Annotated in this window: 24 protein-coding genes; 5 read left to right on the top strand and 19 right to left on the bottom strand. The window is 68.1% G+C overall.

The features are described from left to right. The first annotated feature begins 80 nt into the window (after positions 1-80). The 4 genes from J3367_RS11295 to J3367_RS11280 all read left to right on the top strand — a co-directional run bounded on the left by J3367_RS11295 (position 81) and on the right by J3367_RS11280 (position 4,319). Complete coding sequence (locus J3367_RS11295; protein ID WP_187390807.1) at positions 81-1,280, top strand: mandelate racemase/muconate lactonizing enzyme family protein; 1,200 nt, start codon at positions 81-83, stop codon at positions 1,278-1,280. A 13-nt stretch (positions 1,281-1,293) separates the two neighbouring features. Then, on the top strand, positions 1,294-2,064 hold the full coding sequence (locus J3367_RS11290) for an SDR family oxidoreductase (RefSeq protein ID WP_024350260.1): 771 nt from the start codon (positions 1,294-1,296) through the stop codon (positions 2,062-2,064). A 22-nt stretch (positions 2,065-2,086) separates the two neighbouring features. After that, positions 2,087-3,142: an L-idonate 5-dehydrogenase gene (locus J3367_RS11285; RefSeq protein ID WP_421461072.1), complete on the top strand. Its 1,056-nt coding sequence runs from the start codon at positions 2,087-2,089 to the stop codon at positions 3,140-3,142. A gap of 70 nt (positions 3,143-3,212) precedes the next feature. Further along, on the top strand, positions 3,213-4,319 hold the full coding sequence (locus J3367_RS11280) for a DSD1 family PLP-dependent enzyme (RefSeq protein ID WP_187390809.1): 1,107 nt from the start codon (positions 3,213-3,215) through the stop codon (positions 4,317-4,319). Between the two features lie 43 nt (positions 4,320-4,362). Here J3367_RS11280 and J3367_RS11275 read toward each other — a convergent pair whose 3' ends face one another. From J3367_RS11275 to J3367_RS11250, 6 genes are all read right to left on the bottom strand, one after another. Further along, complete coding sequence (locus J3367_RS11275; protein WP_187390876.1) at positions 4,363-4,869, bottom strand: TRAP transporter small permease; 507 nt, start codon at positions 4,867-4,869, stop codon at positions 4,363-4,365. An 11-nt stretch (positions 4,870-4,880) separates the two neighbouring features. Then, positions 4,881-5,921, bottom strand: coding sequence for a TRAP transporter substrate-binding protein (locus J3367_RS11270; RefSeq protein WP_024350264.1), 1,041 nt, complete (start codon positions 5,919-5,921; stop codon positions 4,881-4,883). 23 nt (positions 5,922-5,944) lie between these two features. After that, positions 5,945-7,243 carry a TRAP transporter large permease gene (locus tag J3367_RS11265; RefSeq protein ID WP_188075652.1) on the bottom strand — a complete coding sequence of 433 codons (1,299 nt, stop codon included), beginning with the start codon at positions 7,241-7,243 and terminating at the stop codon, positions 5,945-5,947. A gap of 180 nt (positions 7,244-7,423) precedes the next feature. Then, positions 7,424-8,614: a CaiB/BaiF CoA transferase family protein gene (locus tag J3367_RS11260; RefSeq protein WP_188075651.1), complete on the bottom strand. Its 1,191-nt coding sequence runs from the start codon at positions 8,612-8,614 to the stop codon at positions 7,424-7,426. Between the two features lie 177 nt (positions 8,615-8,791). After that, positions 8,792-9,493 carry a GntR family transcriptional regulator gene (locus tag J3367_RS11255; RefSeq protein WP_421461066.1) on the bottom strand — a complete coding sequence of 234 codons (702 nt, stop codon included), beginning with the start codon at positions 9,491-9,493 and terminating at the stop codon, positions 8,792-8,794. A gap of 106 nt (positions 9,494-9,599) precedes the next feature. Further along, on the bottom strand, positions 9,600-10,457 hold the full coding sequence (locus J3367_RS11250) for a DMT family transporter (protein ID WP_024350268.1): 858 nt from the start codon (positions 10,455-10,457) through the stop codon (positions 9,600-9,602). A 211-nt stretch (positions 10,458-10,668) separates the two neighbouring features. Between J3367_RS11250 and J3367_RS11245 the strand changes: the two genes are divergently transcribed. Then, positions 10,669-12,096, top strand: a complete 1,428-nt coding sequence (locus tag J3367_RS11245; protein ID WP_421461063.1) for an MATE family efflux transporter — start codon at positions 10,669-10,671, stop codon at positions 12,094-12,096. Between the two features lie 20 nt (positions 12,097-12,116). Here J3367_RS11245 and J3367_RS11240 read toward each other — a convergent pair whose 3' ends face one another. The 13 genes from J3367_RS11240 to J3367_RS11180 form a co-directional block, all read right to left on the bottom strand. Then, positions 12,117-12,704, bottom strand: coding sequence for a nicotinate-nucleotide adenylyltransferase (locus J3367_RS11240; protein ID WP_421461228.1), 588 nt, complete (start codon positions 12,702-12,704; stop codon positions 12,117-12,119). 56 nt (positions 12,705-12,760) lie between these two features. After that, positions 12,761-14,041, bottom strand: a complete 1,281-nt coding sequence (locus J3367_RS11235) for a glutamate-5-semialdehyde dehydrogenase (RefSeq protein WP_421461060.1) — start codon at positions 14,039-14,041, stop codon at positions 12,761-12,763. A 75-nt stretch (positions 14,042-14,116) separates the two neighbouring features. Next, on the bottom strand, positions 14,117-15,271 hold the full coding sequence (proB, locus tag J3367_RS11230) for a glutamate 5-kinase (protein WP_024350272.1): 1,155 nt from the start codon (positions 15,269-15,271) through the stop codon (positions 14,117-14,119). Then, positions 15,271-16,350: a GTPase ObgE gene (gene obgE, locus J3367_RS11225; protein WP_421461057.1), complete on the bottom strand. Its 1,080-nt coding sequence runs from the start codon at positions 16,348-16,350 to the stop codon at positions 15,271-15,273. The genes proB and obgE overlap by 1 nt, the downstream gene beginning before the upstream one ends. Positions 16,351-16,486: 136 nt before the next feature. Further along, entirely contained in the window at positions 16,487-17,080 is a 594-nt protein-coding gene (locus J3367_RS11220) for a DUF3833 family protein (protein WP_421461055.1), read from the bottom strand. After that, positions 17,077-17,643 (bottom strand): GNAT family N-acetyltransferase, encoded by a 567-nt coding sequence (locus J3367_RS11215; RefSeq protein WP_421461052.1) that lies wholly within the window; start codon positions 17,641-17,643, stop codon positions 17,077-17,079. Before J3367_RS11215 ends, J3367_RS11220 begins: the two co-directional genes overlap by 4 nt. Before the next feature lie 128 nt (positions 17,644-17,771). Continuing rightward, complete coding sequence (rpmA, locus tag J3367_RS11210; protein ID WP_024350276.1) at positions 17,772-18,041, bottom strand: 50S ribosomal protein L27; 270 nt, start codon at positions 18,039-18,041, stop codon at positions 17,772-17,774. A gap of 48 nt (positions 18,042-18,089) precedes the next feature. After that, a complete protein-coding gene (locus J3367_RS11205; RefSeq protein WP_009210386.1) occupies positions 18,090-18,710 on the bottom strand; it encodes a 50S ribosomal protein L21 in 621 nt (206 codons plus the stop codon). 236 nt (positions 18,711-18,946) lie between these two features. Then, entirely contained in the window at positions 18,947-19,615 is a 669-nt protein-coding gene (locus tag J3367_RS11200; RefSeq protein ID WP_009210385.1) for a GntR family transcriptional regulator, read from the bottom strand. A gap of 123 nt (positions 19,616-19,738) precedes the next feature. Continuing rightward, positions 19,739-20,644 carry an NAD(P)-dependent oxidoreductase gene (locus J3367_RS11195; protein WP_187390822.1) on the bottom strand — a complete coding sequence of 302 codons (906 nt, stop codon included), beginning with the start codon at positions 20,642-20,644 and terminating at the stop codon, positions 19,739-19,741. Positions 20,645-20,683: 39 nt separating this feature from the next. After that, the gene (gene denD / locus J3367_RS11190; protein ID WP_187390823.1) at positions 20,684-21,670 is read right to left on the bottom strand and encodes a D-erythronate dehydrogenase; all 987 of its coding nucleotides are present in this window, start codon (positions 21,668-21,670) and stop codon (positions 20,684-20,686) included. A gap of 49 nt (positions 21,671-21,719) precedes the next feature. Beyond that, on the bottom strand, positions 21,720-22,472 hold the full coding sequence (locus J3367_RS11185; protein ID WP_024350280.1) for an SDR family oxidoreductase: 753 nt from the start codon (positions 22,470-22,472) through the stop codon (positions 21,720-21,722). 91 nt (positions 22,473-22,563) lie between these two features. Beyond that, positions 22,564-24,381 (bottom strand): IlvD/Edd family dehydratase, encoded by a 1,818-nt coding sequence (locus J3367_RS11180; protein WP_024350281.1) that lies wholly within the window; start codon positions 24,379-24,381, stop codon positions 22,564-22,566. Positions 24,382-24,423 lie beyond the last annotated feature (42 nt).

Raw genomic sequence — 24,423 nt, 5'->3', positions numbered from 1 at the left:
TGCCTTGACCGCGGCCGTCCATCCCGCCGAAGAAGAGCCGGGGATTTGCGAGGGGATTCGCAAAGGGGGAACCTGCCGGCATGAAGATCACCGCCATCGAGACGCTGCGGACCGAGGAATTCGCCAATGTCCTCTGGGTGCGCGTCCACACCGATGCGGGGATCATCGGGCTCGGCGAGACCTTCTACGGCGCCGGCGCCGTCGCGGCCCACATCCACGACACGCTGGCCGGGCGCCTGATCGGCCGCAATCCGCTGCATATCGAGGCGCTGTCGAAGGAGATGGTCAATCTGCCGATGGCGCAATCCTCGACCGGCGTCGAGTATCGCGCCGCCTCGGCGATCGACATCGCGCTGTGGGACATCTTCGGCAAGCTCTGCGACCAGCCGGTGCACCAGATGCTGGGCGGCCTGTGCCGCGAACGTCTGCGCATCTACAATACCTGCGCCGGCACCCGCTATGTCAGCTCGAGCAACATCCGACCCGTCTCGAACTGGAATCTCGGCGAGACGTCCGGTCCCTACGAGGACCTCGACGCCTTCATGACCGATGCCGGGGCGCTGGCTGAGGACCTCCTCGACAACGGCATCGACGCCATGAAGATCTGGCCCTTCGACCCGATCGCCAACGAGACCGGCGGCCTCTATTTGACCGCCGAGCAGATGCGGCGCGGGCTCGAACCCTTCGAGAAGATCCGCAAGGCCGTTGGCGACAGGATCGACATCATGGTGGAGTTCCACTCGCTGTGGAACCTACCGGCCGCCAAGATGATCGCGAGGGAACTCGAGCCCTACAAGCCGATGTGGTTCGAGGATCCGATCCGCATGAACTCGCCGCAGGCGCTCGCCGAATATGCCCGCTCGACCGACGTCTGGGTCTGCGCCTCCGAGACCCTCGGCTCGCGCTGGCCCTACAAGGACATGCTCGACCGCGATGCGCTGTCGGTGGCAATGGTCGATCTGTGCTGGTCCGGCGGCCTCACCGAGGGCCGCAAGATCGCGGCGCTCGCCGAAACCTGGCACCGGCCTTTCGCGCCGCATGACTGCATCGGCCCGGTCGGCTTCGCCGCCGCCGTCCACATGTCATTCAGCCAGCCCAACACGCTGATCCAGGAATCCGTTAGGGCGTTCTATCGCGGCTGGTATACGCAACTCGTGACCGCGGTGCCGAGAATCGAGGGTGGCTACGTCTACCCAATGGAGGGGCCGGGCCTCGGCGTCGAGCTGAAATCCGACGTGTTCGAGCGCACCGATCTCCTGCGCCGCATCAGTGAAATCTAGAGGGGAAGACACCATGACCGAAACCGCATCCTTCGACCTGACAGGCCGCACGGCGCTGATCACCGGCTCCTCGCGGGGCCTCGGCAAGGCGATGGCGCAGGGACTGGCCGAGGCCGGCGCGGTCGTGATCCTGAACGGGCGCAACGCGGAGACGGTCGCTGCCGCCGCCAAGGAACTGCGCGACGCCGGCCACACCGTCCATGAAGCGATCTTCGACGTCACTGGCGAAGCCGCCGTGGTCGCCGCCTTCGAGAAGTTCGACGCCGAGGGCCTGGAGATCGACATCGTCATCAACAATGCCGGCATCCAGCATCGCCAGCCGATGCTCGAACTGGCCCTGGCCGACTGGCAGCGGGTGATCGACACCAATCTCACCAGCGCCTTCCTGATCGGCCGCGAGGCCGCCCGCCGCATGGTCCCGCGCGGCCGCGGCAAGATCATCAATATCGGTTCGCTGACCAGCGCGCTCGCCCGTGCGACGGTGATCCCGTATACGGTCGCCAAGGGCGGCATCAAGCTCCTGACCCAGGGCATGGCCGCCGAATGGGCCGCGTCCGGCATCCAGGCCAATGCCATCGGACCCGGCTACATGCTGACCGACATGAACGAGGCGCTGGTCGCCAACAAGGATTTCGACAACTGGGTGAAGAGCCGCACGCCGGCCGGGCGCTGGGGCCAGCCTGAGGAACTCGTCGGAACGGCGATCTTCCTGGCGTCTTCGGCCTCCGACTACGTCAACGGCCAGATCATCTATGTCGACGGCGGCATGCTGTCGGTCCTCTAAGACCGCGAAAGCTGGAGACACCATGAAAGCGATCGTTGCACACGGCCCCCACGACCTCCGCATCGAGGAGCGCCCCGATCCGGGCGCGCCGGGGGCGGGCGAGGTGCGGCTGCGCGTCCAGTCGGGCGGCATCTGCGGTTCCGACCTGCATTACTACCACCATGGCGGCTTCGGCACGATCCGCATCAAGGAGCCGATGATCCTCGGGCACGAGGCCTCGGGCATCGTCGAGGAACTGGGCGCCGGCGTCTCCGGCCTCGCCATCGGCGACCGGATCGCGATCAATCCGTCGCGGCCCTGCGAGAACTGCGAATACTGCCGCCGGGACATGCGCAATCACTGTCTCGACATGGTGTTCAGCGGCAGCGCCATGCGCTTCCCGCATGTCGAGGGCATGTTCCGCGAAGTGCTGGTGGTGCCGGCGGCGCAGGCCGTGCCGGTGGGCGCGGCGACCGATACGGGCCTGGCCGCCCTGGCCGAGCCCTTCGCCGTCTGCCTGCACGCCGCGCGTCAGGCCGGTCCGCTGCTCGGCGCCAGCGTGCTCGTCTCCGGCTGCGGGCCGATCGGCTGCCTCGCGGTGGCCGCGGCCCGCCGCGCCGGGGCGGCGCACATCACCGCATGCGACGTCGTCGGCGAACCGCTGGAGACCGCCCGCAAGCTCGGTGCCGACACGGTGATCGATCTCGGCAGCGACCGCAGCGGGCTCGACGCGCTGAAGGCGGACAAGGGCCGCATCGACGTGGTCTTCGAATGTTCGGGCAACCCGGCGGCCGTCACCACCGCCGTCGAATGCGTCCGGCCGCGCGGCCGGCTGGTCGCCGTCGGCAATGGCGGCCCGGTCGAGTTCCCGCTCGCCTCGCTGGTCGCCAAGGAGATCGAGATGGTCGGCTCCTTCCGCTTCGACACGGAATTCGCGCTGGCCGCAGATCTCGTCTCGCGCCAGCTCGTCGATCTGGCGCCGCTGATCACCCACCGGATGCCGGCGGGCCGGGCGGTGGAAGCCTTCGATCTGGCCAGCGACCGCAGCCGGGCGATGAAGGTGCAGCTCGACCTGACGGACTGGACCGCCGCGACCTGAGCGTCGACAATACCGGAAAGGCACGCCGGCCTTTCCGGCGTCTGACGATGACAGGAACGGACCGCCGCGCATGCTGCAGAATCCGCCGGCCGAGCCGGGCATGGCCGAGGAGGATGTCGACACCCCGGCGCTCCTCGTCGACCTCGACGCGCTGGAACACAATCTCGACCGCATGGCGGCCTTCGCGGCCAGGGCCGGCATCCGCCTGCGGCCCCACGCCAAGACCCACAAGTCACCGGTCATCGCCCATTGGCAGGCCCAGCGCGGGGCCGTCGGGCAATGCGTGCAGAAGGTCGGCGAGGCCGAGATCCTCGCCTGGGCAGGCGTTCCCGACATCCTCATTACCAACGAGATCGTCGCGCCGCGCAAGCTGGCGCGCGTCGCGGCGCTGTCGAAGATGACGAACATCGCGCTCTGCGCCGACGACGCGGGCGTGGTGGACCTCATCGAGGCCGCCGCCGAAGCGGCCAGTTGCCGGCTGACCGTGCTGGTCGAGATCCATGTCGGCGCCAACCGCGCCGGGGTCGGCTCGCCGGCCGCCGCTATCGCCCTGGCCGAACGTATCGCAAGCAGTCACGCGCTGATCTTCGGCGGCCTGCAGGCCTATCACGGCGGCGCCCAGCATCTGCGCGACCTCGATGCGCGCCGCGCCGCCATCGCTTCGGTGGCCGATACCGCCCGGGCGGTCGTCGACGGTCTTGCGGCGAAGGGGATCGCCTGCCCGGCGGTGACCGGCGCGGGCACCGGCACCTTCGAGCTGGAGGCGGCAAGCGGCGTCTTCACCGAATTGCAGGCCGGCTCCTATGCCTTCATGGATGCCGATTACGGCCGCAATCGCCCGGCGCCGGACTTTCGCCAGTCGCTGTTCGTCGCGGCGACCGTGATGAGCTCGGCGCGCGAGGGTGTCGCGGTGGTGGATTGCGGCCACAAGGGCATCGCCATCGAGAGCGGGCTGCCGCTGGTCCACGAACGGCCCGGTGTGACCTATGCCGGCGCGTCCGACGAGCACGGCCAGCTGGCCTGTTCCGCGGGCACCAAGCTGTCGGTGGGCGAGCGCCTGCGGCTGGTGCCGGGGCATTGCGACCCGACGGTCGATCGCTACGACTGGTATGTCGGGGTGCGGGACGGCTGGGTCGAGGCCGTCTGGCCGGTCGCCGCGCGTGGCATGATGGCCTGAGCGGCGACAGCTCGAAGACCGCCGCCGCTCAGGCATTTCGGGCTCAGACGTGGTGGATCACGTCCGAGCGGGGCGGTGGGCCCTGCAGGGTATTGATCAGGAACTGCAGGCCGAGCGCGCCGAAGCCGATCGGCAGCATGCCGTAGGGCAGCCACATCGGCGTGCCGAAGCCGCTCGAGACGCGTTCGCCATAGGCCCAGGCGTCGTAGGCCATGAGGCCGCCGCGCCAGGTGATGATCGCGCAGAACACGCAGCCGACGATGCCGACGATGGCGGACAGCACGCGCCGTCCGTTGTCGCCCATGCTGTCGGGCAGGAGCGTGATGCCGATATGCTCGCCGCGCCGCTGCACGTCCGCCGCCGTCATGACCGCCAGATAGACGACCAGGAAGGCGTTGATCTCCAGGCTCCAGGAGGTCGGCGCCGCGAAGATGTAGCGCATCGTCGCGTCATAGGTGATCGTCAGCGCCATGAAGGCGAGCACGACCTGGCCCAGGACCTGCAGAAGCCTGGCGAAATGTTCGAACAGCCTGACCGGAACGGCGAGCATCATGGTTCCCCTTACGCGTCTTCGCCGTGGGCGAGCGCAATGGCGCGGCGGCCGACCTCTTCACCGACCTCGGAGACCCAGCTCTCGCGGACATTGGCGCTGATCTCGTTGAAGCGCTCCACGGCGGCCTCGTCGGGCTCGATTTCCTCGATGCCGAGCTCACGGAAGGCCGGCCAGTACTTCTGCTCGAAATAGTCGGTGTTGGCGACCTGGGCACTGTGGGTGTCGAACCATTCGACGCCGTCCATGAAGGCGTCGCGCACCGCCTGGTCCATCGCTTCCCAGCGATCGGTCTGGACGAACACGCCGATGGCGAAGCCGGTGAGCGGCATGCGGTAGACGTGGCCGACCTGCTCCTGGATGCTGCGGCCGTTGATCGTCGAGATGTTGGCGACCGCTGCGTCGACCGTGCCGCGCTGCAGGGCGAGATAGAGCTCGGAAGAGGGGATGCGCACCGAAGCGCCGCCCAGATCCTCGATCGCCTTGGTCGCCTCGAAGGAGACGACGCGGATCTTCTTGCCCTCAATGTCGTCGAGATTGCGGATCGGCGCGTCCTTGGTGCTCCAGATGTATTCCGGCTCCATGATGCCGCCGCCCAGGCTGAGGACGGTGAGGCCGTTCTTCTTCAGCTCGTCCTGGATGAGCTGGAACAGCGGCGAGCCGCGCTTCAGCCGGTCGGGATTGCGGGCGAGGTCGCCGACGACGCCCGGCAGCCCGGTGATGCCGAGGATCGGCAGCGAACGGGTGACGTAGGACGTGGTGTGGAACATGAAGTCGATGGTGCCCGACCGCAGCGCCGGCAGCTGCTCGTCGGCCGACAGCAGGCGACCGGAATCGTAGAAGTCGATGGCGACGGTCTCGCCGGCCTTCTCGTTGATCCGGTCGACCAGGCCCTGCGAGCCATAGGCCAGATCGGCGTAGGACGGTGGCAGGTAGGTGACGCCGGTCAGCTTCTGGGCCGCGGCGGCCTGCCTTGTGGTGCCAAGGCCCAGTGCCGAAGCCAGCGCGACGGCGCCCGTGGTGGTGATGAGCCTGCGTCTGTCGATGGTCATGTCTTTTCCTCCCTTGATGAAACTCAACGCATGAGATTGGGCAGCCAGAGGCTGATGGCGGGGAACAGCACGAAGATGATGAGCATCACGAACTGCACCATGACGAAGGGCACCACGCTGCGGACGATCTCCTCGATCTTCAGCATCGGGGCCACCGCCTTGAGCGTGTAGAGGTTGAGGCCGACCGGCGGCGTGACGACCGCGATCTCCAGGTTCATCACCAGGATGATGCCGAACCACAGCGGGTCGTAGCCGAGCGTGGTGATCAGCGGCAGCAGGATCGGCGTGGTGACGACGATCAGCGACACCGCATCGACCAGCATGCCGAGGCCGACAAGCGCCAGCATGATCAGGACGAGGATGACCTCCGGCGGCAGCTCGGTGCCGATCAGAAGGCCGGTGATCGCGTCGGGCACCCGCACGAGATTGAGATAGTCGCCGAAGATCCGGGCGCAGCCCATGATCAGCAGGATCGCGCCGGAGATGCGGGCGCTGGAGCCAAGCACTTTCATCGTGCCGCGGACATCGACACTGCGGAAGATGACGGCGGCGATCAGGAAGGCGCCGACGGCACCGAAGGCCGCGGCCTCCGAGGGAGTGGCGACGCCCGTGTAGATCGTGCCGAGGACGACGGCGATCAGCAGGATGGCGTGCCAGATGCCGCCGATGGCACGCAGGCGGTCGCCCCAGCTGTATTCGACATGAGCCTGGCGCGGTGCTTCGGCCGGATTGAGCAGCACCCGGAAGTAGAGATAGACCGACAGCGCCAGGGCGAGGGCCACGCCCGGCACGATGCCGCCGATGAACAGGTCGGCCACCGAGACGCCGGAGACCGCGCCGTAGATGATCAGCGGCACGCTGGGCGGGATCAGCATGGCCAGCGCCCCGGCGCTGACGACGCTGCCGGCGGCGATCGAGCGGCTGTAGCCGCGCGCCAGCATTTCCGGCACGGCGATGGAGCCGACCGCCGCGACGCCGGCGATGGAGACGCCGGAGACCGCGCCGAAGACCGCCGAGGCGCCGACGGTGGCGATGGCCAGTCCGCCGCGCAGCCATTGCAGCCAGACGACGGCGGCGTGGAAGAGGTTCTTGCCGACGGGCGTCGCCGCAAGGAAATTGCCCATCAGCACGAAGAGCGGCAGCGCCAGCAATTCGAAGCTGTTGAGCTGGCCGAACAGCGAGGTGGGGCCGAAGAAGAAGGCCATCGACCCGCGCGCCATGTAGAGGCCGGTGAGGCCGGCAGCGCCCAGCGCGAGAAAGATCGGCGCCCCGATGGCGATCATCGCCAGAAGGATGACGACGACGATGATGGGCTCGATCATCGCGGCGCCACCATGCCATGCGCGGCGGGCCGCCGCGTGCGCTCTGCACCAGGGGCCGACCGGCGGCCGGCATCAGCCTTCGTCGCGCGCATCCGCAATTCGAGTGGCAATGACATTCCTCCCACTGGCCGGTTCGCGCGACGCCCGGCTCCCTGCCGCGTCGCGCGTCCGGTCGCGTCCCTAGATGATTTCGGCAGCTTCCAGCGCGTCGATCCGCGCGTCGTCGTAGTCCAGCCATTCGCGCAGCACGGGCCGGGTGTGTTCGCCGAGCTTCGGCCCGGTCCGCTCGACGGCGCCGGGCGAGGCGGAAAGGCGCGGGAAGACATTCTGCATGGCGGTCGCTCCCAGCGTCTCGTCCTCGACCCGCACGATCGATTCCCGCGCGATGAAGTGCGGGTCCTCCAGCATGTCGTGGGCGCGATAGGTCAGGCCGGCCGGGACGCCGGCCTCGGCGAGGAGCTCGACCAGCGGATGCGCCTCCTGCGTCTGCGTCCATTCGCCGATGATCGCGTCGATTTCCGCCTGGTTGCGGCCGCGCGCCTGGTGATTTGCGAAACGCGCGTCGTCGGCGAGCTCCGGCTGGCCCATCAGGGCCGTCAGCCGGCGGAACAGGCTGTCCTGATTGGCGCCGATGATGATCGTGTCGCCGTCCTTGGTGGGATAGGCGTTGGACGGCGCGATGCCCGGCAGGAAGCTGCCGGAGCGCTCGCGCACATGGCCGCCGCGGTCGTATTCGGTGACGACGCTCTCCATCACCGACAGGACGGCCTCGTAGATCGAGGCGTCGACCATCTGGCCTTCGCCGGTGACATGGCGGTGCTGCAGCGCCAGGAGCGCGCCCTGGAAGCCGCTCTGGCCGGCCAGCGTGTCGCCGATCGACAGGCCGATGCGCACCGGCGGGCGGTCGGGATAGCCGCCGATGTAGCGCATGCCGCCCATCGCCTCGCAGACGGCGGCGAAGCCGGCGCGGTTGCTGTAGGGGCCGGTCTGGCCGAAGCCGGTGATGCGGACCATGATCAGGCGCGGATTGATCGCCTTCAGCGTCTCGTAGTCGAGGCCCCAGGCCTCCATGCGTCCGGCGCGGAAATTCTCGACGATGATGTCGGTCGACGCGACGAGTTCGCGGACCAGCTCCTGCGCTTCCGGCTTGCGCAGGTCCAGCGTCAACGACTTCTTGTTGCGCGCGATCACCGGCCACCACAGCGGATGACCCTCGGCATCGGTGCGGCCCCACTGGCGCATGGCGTCGCCGACGCGCGGCGGCTCGATCTTCACGACCTCGGCGCCGAAATCCGCCAGCAGCTGCCCGCAGAAGGGACCGGCGATGAGCTGGCCCATTTCGAGCACACGGATTCCGTCTAGCGCTTTCATCGATCCTCCCGGGCATGTCCTCCACGGCCGCGTCCCACCGCGGCCGTCGCCAGCCCGAACCGAGCTTGCGCCGGCACGCTATCGCCATTGTATCCAATGCGTCAATCTTGCACTGCACCCAAGGGGCGGCCGGCGAAGCCCGACGAACCGGAAAGCGGCACGTTCGGCCGGGATCGGCTAGCGCGCCGGTGGCGATGTCTCGGAGGCTTCCGGGGCCGGATCACGCGCCGTCGTCAGGGCCGTCCGGGTCGCCAGCATGTGCGAGCGCATCACCGCGGTGGCCCAGTCGCTGTCGCCGGCGGTCAATGCGTCGATAAGGACGCGATGCTCGGCGAGGGAACGCCGGATGTCCGGGCTGCGGAAACTGCCATAGGTGTGGATCAGGAGGCCGATCCCCATCAGGCGGAGGGCCGCTTCCTCCAACGTGCTGTTGCCGCTTGCCGCAGCGATCACCTGGTGGAACTCCTGGTTGAGCCGGGACAGCCGCTCGATCTGGCCGCGATCGGCGACGATCCGCTCCATTTCCTCGGCCAGATGCGTCAGCCGGGCAAGGTCGGCCTCGCTGCGCCGGGTCGCCGCAAGGCCGGCGGCCGTGCCTTCGAGCAGAGCGCGGACGCCGTAGATCTCGGCGAGTTCGGCCTGCGAGCGGGTTTTGATCAGCGCCCCGATCCGCGGGATCATGTCGACGAAGCCGTCGCTGGCGAGCTTGTGCAGGGCGGCCCGGACCGGGGTGCGGCTCACCTCGTAGCGCTCGGCCAGCATTTCCTCCGTCAGCCGCGATCCGGGCGGGTGCTGGCCGCGGATGATGTCGGCCCGCACGTCCTCGTAGACGCGGTCGACGGTCCGCTGCTTGGCATTGCGATGGCGACTTCCGGTCATGGCCGGTCCCGAGGCTCCATGGGCATGATTGGATACAATCGAAACGGGTTGCGAAAAGCAACTGCCGATCGCGCGCGACACTGGCGGGCGTCGGAACCGTGCCGGTTCAGCGGTTTTCGCGCCACCAGATGTAGAGACCGCTGGCGACTAGGATCACGGTGCCGAGGATCATCGGCGGTTGCAACGGGTCGCCGAACAGAACCACGCTGAGAATGCTGGCGACCAGAACCTGCGAATAGAGAAAGGGCGACAGCAGCGAGGCCGGCGCGTGGGAGAAGGCCGTGACGAGGGTGAAATGGCCGATCGATCCGGCAACGCCGCTGAGGACGAGCAGCGCCAGCGTTGCCGGGGTCGGCGTCTCCCAGAAGGGGATGATGACGAGGGTCAGGATGACCGCACCGGCCGCCGTCGTGTTGAACTGCGTCGAGGCGGCGTCCTCGGTGCCGGCGAGGCGGCGGGTCATCAACAGGTAGCAGGCGTTGAAGCCCGATGCCGCCAGGGCGAAGCCCAGCGCCGGTTCGATGCCGGCAAAGCCCGGCCGCAGGATCAGCAGCATGCCGCAGAAGCCGGCGATGATCGCGCCGATCCGGTGGATGCCGATGCTCTCCTTCAGGACGATGACCGACAGGATGGTCACGACGATCGGGGTGAAGAACAGGACGGCCGTCGCATCGGCCAGCGGCACGCGGGCAAGGGCGTTGTACATGCAGATCGTCGCCGCCAGGAGGAGCATGCCGCGCACGAGCTGCAGATAGGGGTGGCGGGCCTTCAGGAAGCCGGTGCCGGTGGTGGCGCCGAGATAGCTGCCGAGGATCAGCGTCTGGAAGAAATAGCGGCCCCAGATCACCTGCAGCACCGGCACCAGCGTCGTCAGATGCTTGCCGAGGGAATCCATGCCCGCGAAGACGCTGCCGGCAAGGACCGTCAACAGGATGCCGGTCAGGAGAGAACTGAAGGATTTCACGGGATCGACGCCTTTGCTAAGCGTTGCTTACTGGAAAGCCGCGGCGCTGAAAAGCCGAACGGCTCGGCTGGAAGGTCGACATCCGGGATAAACGGTCCAGCCCTGCGCCACCCTCGTGGCAGCCATGTCGCCGGAGGCCGGCGAGCGGCCACGGCGTCGCTGGACTTCCCCGTCCCACCCTTCTAGGCCACCGGCATCAGGCGGTGATGTCATGCAGACGAATGTTTCAGAACGGTCCGGCGCGCAAAGGCTGCCACTGCCCGGGGCCGATGGGCGTGGGCCGGTGCAGTCATGGCTGAAGCACGCGGTCGCGACGGTCGTTCTGGCGGTGCCGCTGATCGGCGCGCAGCTGGCGCAGATGACTATGAACGTCACCGACACGGTGATGATCGGCTGGCTCGGCGCCACCGAATTGGCGGCCGGCGTCCTGGCCACCCAGACCTTCTTCATCGTCTTCATCTTCGGGGCCGGCTTCGCCCAGGCCGTGCTGCCGCTGGCGGCCGGCGCCGAGGGCCGCGGCGACGTGCGCGACGTGCGCCGCTCGATCCGCATGGGGCTGTGGGTGCTGATGCTCTACAGCGCGCTCGTCATGCTGCCGCTCTGGTACACCGAGGCGATCCTGGTGGCGCTCGGCCAGGACCCGGAGATCTCGGCCCTCGCCGGGGCCTATATGCGCGTTGCCCAATGGTCAATGTTCCCGGCGCTGCTGGTCCTGGGGCTCCGCTCCTACCTGACCGTCGTCAACCGCGCCTATCTCGTCCTGGCGGTGATCCTCGTCGGCGCCGTGGTCAATGCCGGGCTGAACTATCTCCTGATCTTCGGCCATTTCGGCGCGCCGGCGCTCGGCATCGTCGGGGCGGCGGTGGCGACGCTCGGCAGCAATCTCCTGATGACCGGCCTGCTGGTCGCCTATACGGCGCTGGCGCCGAGCCTGCGGCGCTACGAGCTCTACGCCCGCTTCTGGCGGGCGGACTGGCCGGACTTCTTCGAGGTGCTGCGGCTTGGCTGGCCGATCGGCGCGACGATCATTGCCGAGGTCGGGCTGTTCGTCGCCTCCTCGATCATGATGGGCTGGCTCGGCACCATTCCGCTGGCCGCCCATGGCATTGCGCTGCAGATCGCCTCCATCGCCTTCATGGTGCCGCTTGGCCTGTCGAGCGCCGCGACGGTGCGGGTCGGGCTCGCCTTCGGGCGCGGCGACCGCCGCGATCTCGACCGGGCGTCGGCGGTGGCGCTGGGCATCGGCACGCTGATCTCGATCGGCGGCGCATGCCTGTTCTGGTTCTGGCCGCAGGAACTGATCGGGCTCTATCTCGATCGGGGCAACACCAATGCCGAGGCGGTGCTGGCCTATGGCGTGCCCCTGCTGGTGGTCGCCGCGCTCTTCCAGATCGCCGATGCGCTGCAGGTCGTGGCTGCCGGCATCCTGCGCGGCGTTAAGGATACCCGCACGCCGATGCTGATCGCGCTGTTCAGCTATTGGCTGGTCGGCATGCCGGTGGCCTATGTCCTCGCCTTCATGGTGGGGTGGGGCGGCGTCGGCCTGTGGTGGGGGCTGGCCTTCGGCCTGTCCACCGCGGCGCTGTTGCTCAACGCCCGCTTCCTGCTGCGCGAGCGTCACGGTCTGCTCGACGCCTGACCGGACCCGTCAACGGCGGCTCAGTCGCCGTTCTGGCGCCGCAGCAAGGTGGAGGAGACGGTCGAGCGCGGCCCGTGCAGGAACACCCAGGCCGGCGGCCGACGCAGGGGCAGGGCCCTGGCCGCCGTCTCCGGCAGGCGGAAGCGGGACAGCACCTGCGGCGTGACCGCCGAGAGGACGGAGAGGGTCGAGCCGGGCCGGTCGACCACGGCGATCGGCAGGCTGGTCGCGATCTCCCGCCAGTCCTGCCAGCGATGGAAGCTGGCGAGGCTGTCGGCGCCCATGATCCAGACGAAATGCACGCCCGGATGGCGCCGCCGCAGCAAGGCGACCGTATCGGCCGAATAGCGGATGCGATGGCGCGCCTCGAAGGCGGTGGGCACCGAATGCGGACCCGGTGCCAGCTCCCGGACCGCCGCGAGGCGTTCGCCGATCGGCCGCAGCTTGCCGTGATCCTTCAGCGGATTGCCCGGCGTCACCATCCACCAGACCTTATCGAGGCCGAGCCGCCGGCGGGCCGTCTCGGCGACCAGCAGATGGCCTTCATGCGGCGGGTTGAACGAGCCGCCGAACAGGCCGATCCGCATGCCGGGCTGCGCCGGTGGCATGGCCAGCGCCGCCGCATCGACGCCCTTGAGAGCGTCGGCGGCGGTATCGCCCAGCCTCACGGACGCGTCTGGCCGTTGCCGCGGACGCGATAGTTGAAGCTGGTCAACTGCTCGACGCCGACCGGACCGCGCGCATGCATCTTGCCGGTGGCGATGCCGATCTCCGCGCCCATGCCGAACTCGCCGCCGTCGGCGAACTGGGTCGAGGCGTTGTGGAGGAGGATGGCCGAATCGATGCCGGCGAAGAAGGTCTCCGCCGTGGCCGCGTCGTCGGTCACGATTGCTTCGGTGTGATGCGAGGAATGGCTCTCAATATGGTCGATCGCGCCAGCGACGCCGTCGACCAGTGCGACGGAGATGATCGCGTCGAGATATTCGGTGACGAAGTCCGCGTCGCTGGCCGGCTCGGCGGTCGGGTAACGCTCGCGCACCTCGTCGGTCGCGCGAATCTCGCAGCCGGCCTCGCGCAGCGCTTCCATCAGCGGCAGCAGATGCGTGTCGGCGGCGGCGCGGTCGATCAGCAGGGTTTCGGCGGACCCGCAGATGCCGGTGCGGCGCATCTTGGAATTGACGACGATGTCCCGCGCCATGTCGAGATTGGCCGCCCGGTCGACATAGACGTGGCAGAGCCCTTCGAGATGGGCGAAGACCGGCACCCGCGCCTCGTCCTGGACGCGGCCGACCAGCGAACGGCCGCCGCGCGGCACGATGACGTCGATCGCGCCGTCGAGGCCGCGCAGCATCGCGCCGACAGCCGCGCGGTCGGTGGACGGCACGATCTGGATCGCATCCTCGGGCAGGCCGGCGGCGGTGAGCCCCGCGACCATCGCGGCGTGGATCGCGGCCGAGGAGCGGACCGAATCCGAGCCGCCGCGCAGGATCACCGCATTGCCGGATTTCAGGCAGAGCGCCCCGGCATCGGCGGTCACGTTCGGCCGGCTCTCATAGATGACGCCGATGACGCCGAGCGGCGTGCGCACGCGCTCGATCGAGAGGCCGTTCGGCCGGTCCCAGGCGGCGACCGTCGCGCCGACCGGGTCGGGCAGGGCGGCGATGGCGCGCAGGCCGTCGGCCATTGCGGTGATGCGGTCGGGCGTCAGCGTCAGCCGGTCGACGAAGGAGACGGCCATGCCGGCCTCCGCCGCGCGGTCGAGATCGGCGGCATTCTCGGCGAGGATGGTGTCGGTGGATGCGACCAGCGCGTCGGCCATCGCCTGAAGCGCCGTGTTCTTCGTCTCCGCCGGCGCCAGGGCGAGGCGGCGCGCCGCTGCGCGGGCCCGCTTGCCAATGGCATCCATCAGCGTGTCGATCGATCCGGTCTCGGTGCTGTCACGCATGGGTGTGGTCTCCGAAATCTGTACTGCGTCGCAGCAACGGGCAGGCGCTCTCGCCGTGCCTTCGCGCCGTCTGTCTCAGGCCGAGGTAAGCTGCTGGCCCGGTGTCTCCGCCGCGCCCGGATCGACGGCGAGGTCGTCACGATGGATCATCGCCGCGCGGCCCTCATAGCCCAGCGCAGCGCCGATTTCGGAGGAGCGCAGGCCGGCGACCAGCCGCGCTTCGTCGGAATCGTAGGCGATCAGACCACGGGCGATCTCACGGCGGGCGTTGTCGTACACCGCCACCGTGTCGCCCCTGCGAAACTCGCCCTCGACTTTGCTGACGCCCGCCGGCAGCAGGCTGCGGCCTGCGACCAGCGCCTTGACGGCGCCGGCATCGACAAACAGACGGCCGGTGGCGTGGAGCTGCCCGGCGATCCAGCGCTTGCGTGCGCCGACCGGCGTATCGACCGCGCGAAACAGCGTGGCGCGCTCGCCGGTCTCGATGGCCGACAGGGGATAGAGCCGGTTGCCCGCCGTGATGATCATGGCGGTGCCGGAACCGGTCGCGATCCGCGCCGCGTCGATCTTGGTCTTCATGCCACCGCGCGACAGTTCCGAACCGGCGGAGCCCGCCATTGCCTCGATCTGCGGCGTGATCTGATCGACGAGGGGAATGTGCTCGGCGTTCGGGTCGAGATGCGGCGGCGCCGTGTAGAGCCCGTCGACATCCGACAACAGGACCAGCATGTCGGCGTCGATCATCGTGGCGACCCGGGCGGCCAGCCGGTCATTGTCGCCGTAGCGGATCTCGGAGGTGGCGACGGTGTCGTTCTCGTTGATGACCGGCACGGCCTTGAGGGCCAGCAGCGTCGCGATGGTGGCGCGTGCGTTGAGATAGCGCCGCCGCTCTTCGGTGTCGCCGAGGGTCAAGAGGATCTGCCCGGTCTCGATGCCGTGGCGGCCGAGGATCTCCAGATAGGTGCGCGACAGGGCGATCTGGCCCACCGAGGCGGCGGCCTGGCTCTCCTCCAGCCGCAGCGGACCGCGCGGCATCTTCAGGATCTTGCGGCCGAGCGCGATGGCGCCCGACGACACGACGAGAATTTCCCGGCCCTCGCCGACGAGGCGCGCAATGTCCTCGCCCAGCGATTCCAGCCAGGTCCGCTTCAGTCCGCGTTCGCGGTCCACGAGCAGCGACGAACCGATCTTGATGACGATCCGCCGGTAGCCGTGGAGGGGATTGCTCATCACTCCGCGTCCTTCTTCTCGGCCTCTTCCGCCTCGGCGCGTTCGGCCGCGGCCACGGCAAAGCGGTCGGGCTCTTCCTCTTCCGTGGGGGCGAGGCGGCTGATGCGGCTCTTCAGCTCGCGCAGCGCCTCGGTCATGCCCTCGCGGCTGACCGCCGACAGGGCGAGCGGCGCGTAGCCAATAGCCTCCTGCAGCTCCGCCAGCTTCTCCTCGCGCGCCTCCGGCGTCAGCGTGTCGACCTTCGACAGGGCGACGAGCTCGGGCTTGTCCGCAAGGCCGTGCTCATAGGCTTCGAGCTCGCGCCGCACCGTGCGGTAGGCGCCGGCGACGTCGTCCTCGCTGGACGAGACGAGATGCAGCAGCACGCTGGTGCGCTCGACATGGCCGAGGAAGCGGTCGCCGATGCCGACGCCCTCATGGGCGCCCTCGATCAGGCCCGGAATGTCGGCGATGACGAATTCCGCCTCGTCGACCTTGGCGACACCGAGACCGGGATGCAGCGTGGTGAAGGGGTAGTCGGCGATCTTCGGCCGGGCGCGCGTCACCGAAGCGAGGAAGGTCGACTTGCCGGCATTGGGCAGGCCGACGAGGCCGACATCGGCGATCAGCTTCAGCCGCAGCCAGATCGTCAGCTCCTCGCCCTCCTGGCCGGGATTGGCGCGCCGCGGCGCCTGGTTCACCGAGGTCTTGAAATAGGCGTTGCCGAAGCCGCCATTGCCGCCGGCGGCGATGCAGTGACGCTCGCCGATATCGGTCAGGTCGAACAGCAGCGTCTCGTTGTCCTCGGCGAAGATCTGGGTGCCGGCCGGCACCTTCAGCGTGATGTCCGAGCCCTTGCCGCCATTGCGGTTGCGGCCCATGCCGTGGCCGCCGGTCTTGGCCTTGAAATGCTGCTGGTAGCGATAGTCGATCAGCGTGTTGAGGCCGGCGACGGCCTCCACCCAGACGTCGCCGCCGCGGCCGCCATCGCCGCCGTCCGGCCCGCCGAATTCGATGTATTTCTCGCGGCGGAACGACACCGAGCCGGCACCGCCGTCGCCGGATCGGACATAGACCTTGGCCTGGTCGAGGAATTTCATCTCTGTGCTCTCCTGAGCATGCGGTCGGTATGGCGGACGGCCCCTTCTAGCGGGCCGGTCGGGACTTGTGAACGGATCGCCGGCCAAAGCGGGCGATCCGGAGGATCATGTTGACGGACTCGGTCGGCCCGGGCCGTCAGTGGGCGTCGAGCGCAGCCTTGTCCTTGGCGAAGACCACGTCGGACGTGGCCAGCGGTACGCCGAATTTCGACACGCTGACTTGGTTGGCGACCGTTCCGTCCGACTGTCGCGTCATGCGGTGGCGAAAGTGCAGCAGCGTGTCGCCGCCGCCCGGCGCGTAGCCGTCATAGTCGAGAACGACACCGTTCGGCGCGAGCCTGCCGGAGACGGCCACGGGCGGCGACATTTCGCCGTCGCCGCCCTCGGTCCGCACCGTGCCTGTGTAGAGGCCAGGGCCGGTCATGCCGAGGTCCCAGCGCTGCAGCCGGTCGCCGTCGGGAAAGCTGAACTGCTCGTCGAGCTGCAGCCGCCCGTCCTGGCGCGTGCCGGAAAAGTTCGCGGTGAAGTCCTCGGTAAAGAACAGCGCCGTGGTCACCGACCCCTTCGAATAGGACGCCCCCGCGAAGAACTCCTCCAGCGCCAGGCCGTCGGCGACGGAGGCGGGCGGCACGTCGGCAGGATCGTCGCCGCAGGCCGCAAGTCCGGCCAGCAGCAGCGCCCCGGTGAGGGCGCCGCCGATCCTGCGCGCAACGATCAACCGGCGGCTCATGCCCGACCCCATGCCTTGAGCGACGTCCAGCACCGCCGGTCCATGACGAAATGCTCGCTGGCCACGCGCCCGGAACTGATCGTGTCGATGAGGCCGCTGCCGGTGAAGTGGAAGCCGCATTTGCGGATCACCCGGCGCGACGCCTCGTTGACGACGCGGCAATCGACGGCGATGGCGTCGGCCTTCAGCGCGACGAATCCGAAATCGATCACGGCCTGCGCTGCCTCGGTGGCAAGACCCTTGCCCCAGAACCGCCTGCCGACCCAGTAGCCGATGTCGAACCGGCCCGGCACCTTCTCCGGCTTCAGGCTGCAGCAGCCGACAAGGTCGCCGCCATCCTTCAGGCAGAGCGCGAAGACCGTTTCCGGTGCATGGTCGCTGATGAAGGCGCGGGCGTCGGCGAGACCGTAGGGATGCGGCACACGGGCCAGCATCCGGGCGATCTCGCGGTCGTTGATCAGCTTCGCCAGCGCGCCGGCATCGTCCATCGTCAGCGGCCGCAACAGCAGCCTGCGGGTCTCGATCGTCTCGCCGTCCCGTTCGACGGTCGTGTCCTCAAGCATCGCATCGTTCCTTCCAGACGCGAAAAGGGGAGATGGCGGTCCATCTCCCCTGTCGTGCTCTGAAGGTCCGATCGTTCGGAGGGTTCAGAGTGCCGGGTCGGTGGAACGCCGGCGCTCTGAAGCTCCGGTCACTCGGCGGCTTCGGCTTTCGGCATGACGGCCACGTAGGTGCGACCGTTCGCCTTGTGCTGGAACGCCACGTTGCCTTCGGCCTTCGCGAAGAGGGTATGGTCCTTGCCCATGCCGACATTGGCACCCGGATGCCAGCGCGTGCCGCGCTGACGGATCAGGATGTTGCCCGGAATGACGGACTCGCCACCGAACTTCTTCACGCCAAGGCGCTTGGACTCCGAATCGCGACCGTTGCGCGAAGAGCCGCCTGCTTTCTTATGTGCCATCGTAGGTCTCCTTGCCTGTCAGGGCTCGCGGGGGATATGGCCCCGGAATTACTGCTTCGCCAGTTCGCCGGCCTGGGCGCGCCAGTCTTCGATCTGCGCGGCGCTGAACGGCATGTTCGCGTCGATGCGGGCAACGTCCTCGTCGGACAGGGCCGCGATCTGGGCATAGGTGGTGATGCCCTGCTCGTTGAGCTGCTTCTCGGCGACCGGGCCGATGCCCTTGATCTTGGTCAGCTTGTCCTGCTCGCCGCCGGTCGGGGCGGTGAACATCGGCACGTCCGGCGTGGCGTCGGTCGTCTCGGCGGACGGCTTGGGCGCAGCGACCTTGGCCGGCTTCGGCGCGGCGGCGGTCTGCGACGGGGCCTTGCCGTCGGTCAGGATCTCGGCGATGCGGATCATCGTCAGGTCCTGACGGTGGCCACGGGTACGCTTGGAGTTCTGGCGACGACGCTTCTTGAAGGAGATCACCTTCTTGCCGCGGGTCTGCTCGACGATCTCGGCCGTGACGGCAGCGCCCTGAACGAACGGCGCACCGATGGTCGAACCGACCATCAGGACCTCGTTGAAGGTCACGAGATCACCGGCGGCGCCCGGGAGACGCTCGATGGTGAACTTGTCGTTGGGGACAACGCGGTACTGCTTGCCACCGGTCTTAATGACTGCGAACATTTTAGCTCCGTTCGTTCGATCGGTTCTCGTGTCCCGCAGGACCCGGACCGTCTTCTTGTCAGTCGGTTACTGAATGGGCGAAAACAAACAGGCGCGGCAGTGCCACGCCCAGAATTGCGATTGTGACTAGCGGCAAGGCCACGCAAGGTCAAGCCTTCCGGCCGTCAAACCGGGTCCGGAGCCCTGGAGGTTTCCCCAGCGTCGAGTGCAAGCGCTGCGGGGCGGGCCCCGGCGGGCTAGAGCTTGCCGGCCTGCCGGCGCAGCAGTTCCAGCGCCTGCCGGTCGGTGCGGTCGCGGTGCAGCTGGTGTAGGCGCCCGGCTTCCTCGCTGTCGCGGTCGAGAATCGCCTGGACGATCTGCCGGTGTTCCTGGTCGGACTGGACCGGCTTGATGCGCAGCGGAATGATCGCCATGCGGGCCCGGTACTGCTGCTCCCAATATTGCCGCAGGGTCGCCTGCAGGCGGGAATTGCCGCACAGCGAGACGATATCCGAATGGAAGGCGTCGTCGAACTGCGACCAGCGCTCAATGTCGTCGCTGCGCGTCGCCTTCTCCATCTGGTCCATCAGCGATTTCAGCCGCTCGCTCTCGCTCGGCTCGAGCCCGCGCACGGCGGCAAGGCGCGCGGCCTGCACCTCCAGCGCCGAGAAGACCTCGTAGATTTCCGCCAGATCGTCGAGCGACTGGGCACGGACGGTGACCCCGTGCCGGGGCTTCACCTCGACCAGCCCTTCCTCCTCGAGGCGGATCAGCGCTTCGCGGATCGGCGTGCGGCTGAGCGACAGAAGATTGGCAACCTCCGTCTCCAGGAGCGTCGTGCCGGGCGGCAGCCGACCCTCCAGGATCCGGTACTTCAGCTCGTGATAGGCCCGCTCGCGTGCCGCCATCTTGGCGACGCCCTGCATGCTCGGTCGGGGCCGCGAGCCGCTGGCGGGAGGACGGCGATGGGGTGCGTTCGTCGCATCCTGTTTCGTCAGTGCCGGCCTCCCTTGTTCATCTGCCGGGGATCCTTCTCCCGGTCGTCTTCGTCAGCTCTTCGAGCCGTCGGGCGTTGCGACCCCGTTCAGCTCGAAGACGATGTCGGACAGCATCGGCAGATAGTCGCTGCCGCGTCCGATCGCCTCGGCCGTGGCGAGGCCGTTCTTTACCGACGCCGAAACATGCGTGGCAATACCGCTCTGGTCGGCCATCGACACCACGTAGCGCATGTCCTTGTGGGCGTTGCGGATCGTGAACTTGTGGGCGTCGCGATCGCGGTCGACCACGTATTTCATGAAAGTCTGGTAGAAGCCCGAATCCATCCGGCCGCCGCTGATCACGCCGTGGAAGGTCTTGGCGTCGATGCCGTTCTTGGCGCCGATCGCCAGCGCTTCGGAATAGAGCGCCGCATAGCCGAGCGAGACGAAGTTGTTGAGCAGCTTCATCGTGTGCCCGGCGCCGATGTCGCCGACCCGCACGATCTTGCCGGCCCAGGTCTCCAGAAGCGGCTTCACCCGCTCGAAATCCGCCTCGGACGCGCCGACCATGGTGTCGAGCGTGCCCTCCCAGGCTTCCTTCGGCGTGCGCGACAGCGGCGCGTCGATCAGCGTCACGCCGGCCTCGCTGCAGCGTTCGGCCAGCGCCCGCGTCGAGACCGGATTGGCGGTCGAGCAATCGATGATCGTCCTGCAGGCGCCGTTCGCGGCGAGGATCTCGCCGACGACGGCTTCCACCTGCGGACTGCCCGGCAGGCAGAGGAAGATGATCTCGGCGGCCTTCGCAACGCCGACGACGCTGTCGGCCTCACTGGCGCCGCGGGACTTCAGATCCTCGATCGGCTCGCGGTTGCGATGGGCGAGGACGGTCAGCGTGTAGCCGGCCTCGACGATGTTCTTGGCCATGCCGTGGCCCATCAGGCCGACGCCGATGAAACCGATGCTGGGACGGTTCGTCATGTACACTCCTGCTCGAATGCCGGGGACGCTGCGCGGCGGTCAGGCTGCAGCTTTGCGTGCCGCTTCGTCGGCGATATGGGCGCGGATGATGTCCGCGAAATTGTCGTCGGCGACGAAGCCGACCTCGGACGCCCGCGAGGCGTCGAAATCACGCGGCCAGCCGGCGACGATCTTCTCGATGGTGGCGTCCGGCTCGCGGCGGATCAGGGCGACGGCCTCGTCGCCGGCGACCTCGCGCAGCGCCTCGATCATCTCGCCGATGGTGATCGACAGGCCCGGCATGGTCAGGCAGCGGCGGGCGCCCAGCGTCTCGGTGTCCATCGTCGCGGCATGCAGCAGGAAGCCGACCGCGGCGGCGGGGCTGGCAACCCAGTGGCGCACGCTGTCATCGACCGGCAGGATCGCCTCGTGGCCGGCCAGCGGCTCGCGGATGATGCCGGAGAAGAACCCAGACGCGGCCTTGTTCGGCTTGCCCGGGCGCACGACGATGGTCGGCAGGCGGATGCCGACGCCGTCGACGAAGCCCTTGCGGCTGTAATCCGACAGCAGCAGCTCGCCGATCGCCTTCTGGGCGCCGTAGCTGGTCAGCGGGGCCGACAGGAAGGTGTCGGTGATCGGGTCCTCGAACGGCGCGCCGAAGACGGCGATGGAGGAGGTGAAGACGAGACGCGGCCGGTAGACGCCGTCCTGCTGGCGGATCGCCTCGAGCAGATAGCGCGTGCCGTCGAGATTGATGGCGTAGCCCTTCTCGAACTCGGCCTCGGCCTCGCCGGAAACGATCGCGGCGAGATGGAAGATCATGTCCGGCCGCTTGTCGACCAGGGCGCGCACCGTCGCCTCGTCGGCGATGTTGCCGGCGCTGCACTCGATGGTGATGCCGCCGGCCTGGCTGTCGAAGGCCGGCTTGACGACGTCGAAGGCGTCGATCTCCGTGACCTTGTCGCCGAGGCGCGTGTCGTCGGCGATGATTGCCTCGATCAGCTGCCGGCCGACCATGCCGGCGGCGCCCAGTACCAGAATCCGCATCGTGTCCTCTTCCCTGTTGTCGTTCGGTGTCGTCGCGTGTGCTGCGCTCCTAGAGCGTCCAGCCGCCGTCGATCACCTGCATTGTTCCTGTCGTGAAGGTGCTCTCGTCCGAGGCGAGATAGACCGCCAGCATGGCGATCTCCGACGGCTTGCCGAGGCGGCCCATGGGCTGGCGCTCGATGAACATCGCCTTGGCCTTGTCGGTGCCGCCGATGGTCTTGCCGAGATCGGCGATCCGCTCCTCCAGCGAGGGGGATTCGATCGTGCCGGGGCAGATGGCGTTGCAGCGGATGCCCTTGCCGACGAAGTCGACCGCGACCGAGCGTGTGAGGCCCGCCACCGCGGCCTTGGTCGACATGTAGACATAGCGGTTCTGGGCGGCTTTGACCGGGCCGGCGGCCGAGCAGATGTTGACGATCGAACCGCCGCCCGCCTCGAGCATGCGCGGCAGCAGGCCGGCGATCATCCGGTGCATCGAGCGGACATTGAGATCGAAGGAGAAGTCCCAGGCCGCGTCGTCGCAGTCGAGAATGGTGCCGTGGTGAACGTAGCCGGCGCAGTTGAACAGGATGTCCGGGGTCGGCACGCCCGCGAGATACGCCTTCACCGCTTCGCCGTCGGTGACGTCCAGCGCGGCGGTATGGACCGGGCCGAAGGCGTCGAGGCCCTCCAGCTTCTCCGCGTCGCGATCGCTTGCATAGACGGTGGCGCCTTCCTTCAGGAAGGTCTCGACCACCTGGCGGCCGATCCCCTGGCCGGCCGCGGTGCAGACGGCGGTCTTGCCGTCCAGGCGTTTCGTCATGGCTCTGTCCCGTTCCTCTCGGTGCGCGAAGCGATGCGCGGCGATGGTGTGAAAAGGGCGGGCCGCGTCATGCGCGGTCCGCCCCGTCAGATCAGTGGTTGTCGCGCGGCACCGGGGCAGACTTGCCGTCGATGCCGCCCTGGGCGAGGCGCTGATACGAGATCGCCGGCTCCAGCACCGCACCGGTGGAGAGTTGCGAGACGATGCCGCGCTGGATCTCCTGCCACGGCGTCTGGTGCGCCGGGTAGGCGTAACCGCCGGCTTCCTCGAGCGCCTTGTGACGCGCGGCGAGTTCCTCGTCGGAGATCAGGATGTTGGCGGTGCCCCGGCCCAGATCGATGCGGACCATGTCGCCGGTCTTCAGGATGGCGAGACCGCCGCCGGCCGCCGCCTCGGGCGAGGCGTTGAGGATCGACGGGCTGCCCGACGTGCCGGACTGCCGGCCGTCGCCGATGCAGGGCAGGGAGTGGATGCCGCGCTTCAGGAGATAGTCGGGAGCCCGCATGTTCACGACTTCCGCCGCGCCCGGATAGCCGATCGGGCCGGCGCCGCGCATGAACAGGACCGAGCGCTCGTCCACCGCCGTCGCCGGATCGTCGATCCGGTGGTGGTAGTCCTCCGGGCCGTCGAAGACGATCGCCTTGCCCTCGAAGGCCATCGGGTCGTCGGCATTGGAGAGGTAGCGGTCGCGGAACTCCTTGGAGATCACCGACAGCTTCATGATGGCGGAGTCGAAGAGATTGCCCTTCAGGACGCGGAAGCCGGCATGGTCGATCAGCGGCCGGTCGATCGGCCGGATGACGTTCTCGTCCTCGATGATCGCGCCGCGGCAATTGTCGCCGATGGTCTTGCCGTTGGCGGTCGGGGCGTCCTCGTGGATCAGGCCCCGTTCCATCAGCTGGTTGACCACCGCCGGCACGCCGCCGGCATGGTAATAGTCTTCCGCCAGATATTCGCCGGCCGGCTGCAGATTGACCAGCAGCGGCACTTCCTCGCCATAGGTCTGCCAGTCGTCGATGGTCAGCTCGACGCCGAGGTGACGGGCGAGGCCGTTCAGATGGATCGGCGCGTTGGTCGAGCCGCCGATGGCCGAATTGACGCGGATCGCGTTGATAAACGCGTCCTTGGTCATGATGTCGGTCGGCTTCAGGTCCTCATGGACCATCTCGACGATGCGCTTGCCGGTCAGATAGGCGACCTCCTGGCGGTCGCGGTAGGGGGCGGGGATGGCCGCCGAGCCTGGCAGCTGCATGCCCAGCGCCTCGGCCAGCGAGTTCATCGTCGAGGCCGTGCCCATGGTGTTGCAATAGCCCGTCGACGGCGCCGAGGAGGCGACCAGCTTGACGAAGCCGGCATAGTCGATCTCGCCGGCGGCCATCATCTCGCGGGCCTTCCAGACGATCGTGCCCGAACCGGTGCGCTCGCCGCGGAACCAGCCGTTCAGCATCGGGCCGACCGACAGCGCGATCGACGGCAGGTTGACGGTGGCCGCGCCCATCAGCATGGCGGGTGTGGTCTTGTCGCAGCCGATGGTCAACACGACGCCGTCGAGCGGATAGCCGTAGAGCACCTCGACGAGGCCGAGATAGGCAAGGTTGCGGTCGAGGCCTGCGGTCGGGCGCTTGCCGGTCTCCTGGATCGGATGGACTGGGAACTCGAGCGCGATGCCGCCGGCCTCGCGAATGCCCTCGCGCACCCGCTTGGCGAGTTCGAGATGATGGCGGTTGCAGGGGCTGAGATCGGAGCCGGTCTGGGCGATGCCGATGATCGGCTTGCCCGACTGCAGCTCTTCCTGGCTGAGGCCGAAATTCAGATAGCGCTCGAGATACAGCGCGGTCATGTCCGGATTGGAAGGATTGTCGAACCACGCGCGCGAGCGCAGCGGGCCGGCTTTGATGTCGTTGGTCATGGGGTCTCCGGAACGTCGATCTCTGGTTGCATCCGCAGCGCG

Source organism: Aurantimonas sp. NFXS3, from assembly GCF_049132005.1.
In the GTDB taxonomy this organism is placed as follows: domain Bacteria; phylum Pseudomonadota; class Alphaproteobacteria; order Rhizobiales; family Rhizobiaceae; genus Aurantimonas; species Aurantimonas coralicida.
The sequence above is the reverse complement of the archived record's forward strand: the minus strand, read 5'-3'. Positions and strand labels throughout refer to the sequence as shown.

Bases quoted from the DNA above. Each gene is read 5' to 3' on its own strand.
- J3367_RS11200 (WP_009210385.1), bottom strand. From the start codon at position 19,615: ATGCAGGGCGTCGCCAAGATGGCGGCACGCGAGCGGGCCTATCACGAG.
- J3367_RS11280 (WP_187390809.1), top strand. From the start codon at position 3,213: ATGCTGCAGAATCCGCCGGCCGAGCCGGGCATGGCCGAGGAGGATGTC.
- J3367_RS11255 (WP_421461066.1), bottom strand. From the start codon at position 9,493: ATGACCGGAAGTCGCCATCGCAATGCCAAGCAGCGGACCGTCGACCGC.
- J3367_RS11285 (WP_421461072.1), top strand. From the start codon at position 2,087: ATGAAAGCGATCGTTGCACACGGCCCCCACGACCTCCGCATCGAGGAG.
- J3367_RS11205 (WP_009210386.1), bottom strand. From the start codon at position 18,710: ATGTTCGCAGTCATTAAGACCGGTGGCAAGCAGTACCGCGTTGTCCCC.
- J3367_RS11295 (WP_187390807.1), top strand. From the start codon at position 81: ATGAAGATCACCGCCATCGAGACGCTGCGGACCGAGGAATTCGCCAAT.
- J3367_RS11245 (WP_421461063.1), top strand. From the start codon at position 10,669: ATGCAGACGAATGTTTCAGAACGGTCCGGCGCGCAAAGGCTGCCACTG.
- J3367_RS11265 (WP_188075652.1), bottom strand. From the start codon at position 7,243: ATGATCGAGCCCATCATCGTCGTCGTCATCCTTCTGGCGATGATCGCC.
- J3367_RS11290 (WP_024350260.1), top strand. From the start codon at position 1,294: ATGACCGAAACCGCATCCTTCGACCTGACAGGCCGCACGGCGCTGATC.
- J3367_RS11235 (WP_421461060.1), bottom strand. From the start codon at position 14,041: ATGCGTGACAGCACCGAGACCGGATCGATCGACACGCTGATGGATGCC.
- J3367_RS11195 (WP_187390822.1), bottom strand. From the start codon at position 20,644: ATGACGAACCGTCCCAGCATCGGTTTCATCGGCGTCGGCCTGATGGGC.
- obgE (WP_421461057.1), bottom strand. From the start codon at position 16,350: ATGAAATTCCTCGACCAGGCCAAGGTCTATGTCCGATCCGGCGACGGC.
- J3367_RS11240 (WP_421461228.1), bottom strand. From the start codon at position 12,704: ATGCCACCGGCGCAGCCCGGCATGCGGATCGGCCTGTTCGGCGGCTCG.
- J3367_RS11185 (WP_024350280.1), bottom strand. From the start codon at position 22,472: ATGACGAAACGCCTGGACGGCAAGACCGCCGTCTGCACCGCGGCCGGC.
- J3367_RS11215 (WP_421461052.1), bottom strand. From the start codon at position 17,643: ATGCTTGAGGACACGACCGTCGAACGGGACGGCGAGACGATCGAGACC.
- J3367_RS11275 (WP_187390876.1), bottom strand. From the start codon at position 4,869: ATGCTCGCCGTTCCGGTCAGGCTGTTCGAACATTTCGCCAGGCTTCTG.
- J3367_RS11180 (WP_024350281.1), bottom strand. From the start codon at position 24,381: ATGACCAACGACATCAAAGCCGGCCCGCTGCGCTCGCGCGCGTGGTTC.
- denD (WP_187390823.1), bottom strand. From the start codon at position 21,670: ATGCGGATTCTGGTACTGGGCGCCGCCGGCATGGTCGGCCGGCAGCTG.
- rpmA (WP_024350276.1), bottom strand. From the start codon at position 18,041: ATGGCACATAAGAAAGCAGGCGGCTCTTCGCGCAACGGTCGCGATTCG.
- J3367_RS11220 (WP_421461055.1), bottom strand. From the start codon at position 17,080: ATGAGCCGCCGGTTGATCGTTGCGCGCAGGATCGGCGGCGCCCTCACC.
- J3367_RS11260 (WP_188075651.1), bottom strand. From the start codon at position 8,614: ATGAAAGCGCTAGACGGAATCCGTGTGCTCGAAATGGGCCAGCTCATC.
- J3367_RS11270 (WP_024350264.1), bottom strand. From the start codon at position 5,921: ATGACCATCGACAGACGCAGGCTCATCACCACCACGGGCGCCGTCGCG.
- proB (WP_024350272.1), bottom strand. From the start codon at position 15,271: ATGAGCAATCCCCTCCACGGCTACCGGCGGATCGTCATCAAGATCGGT.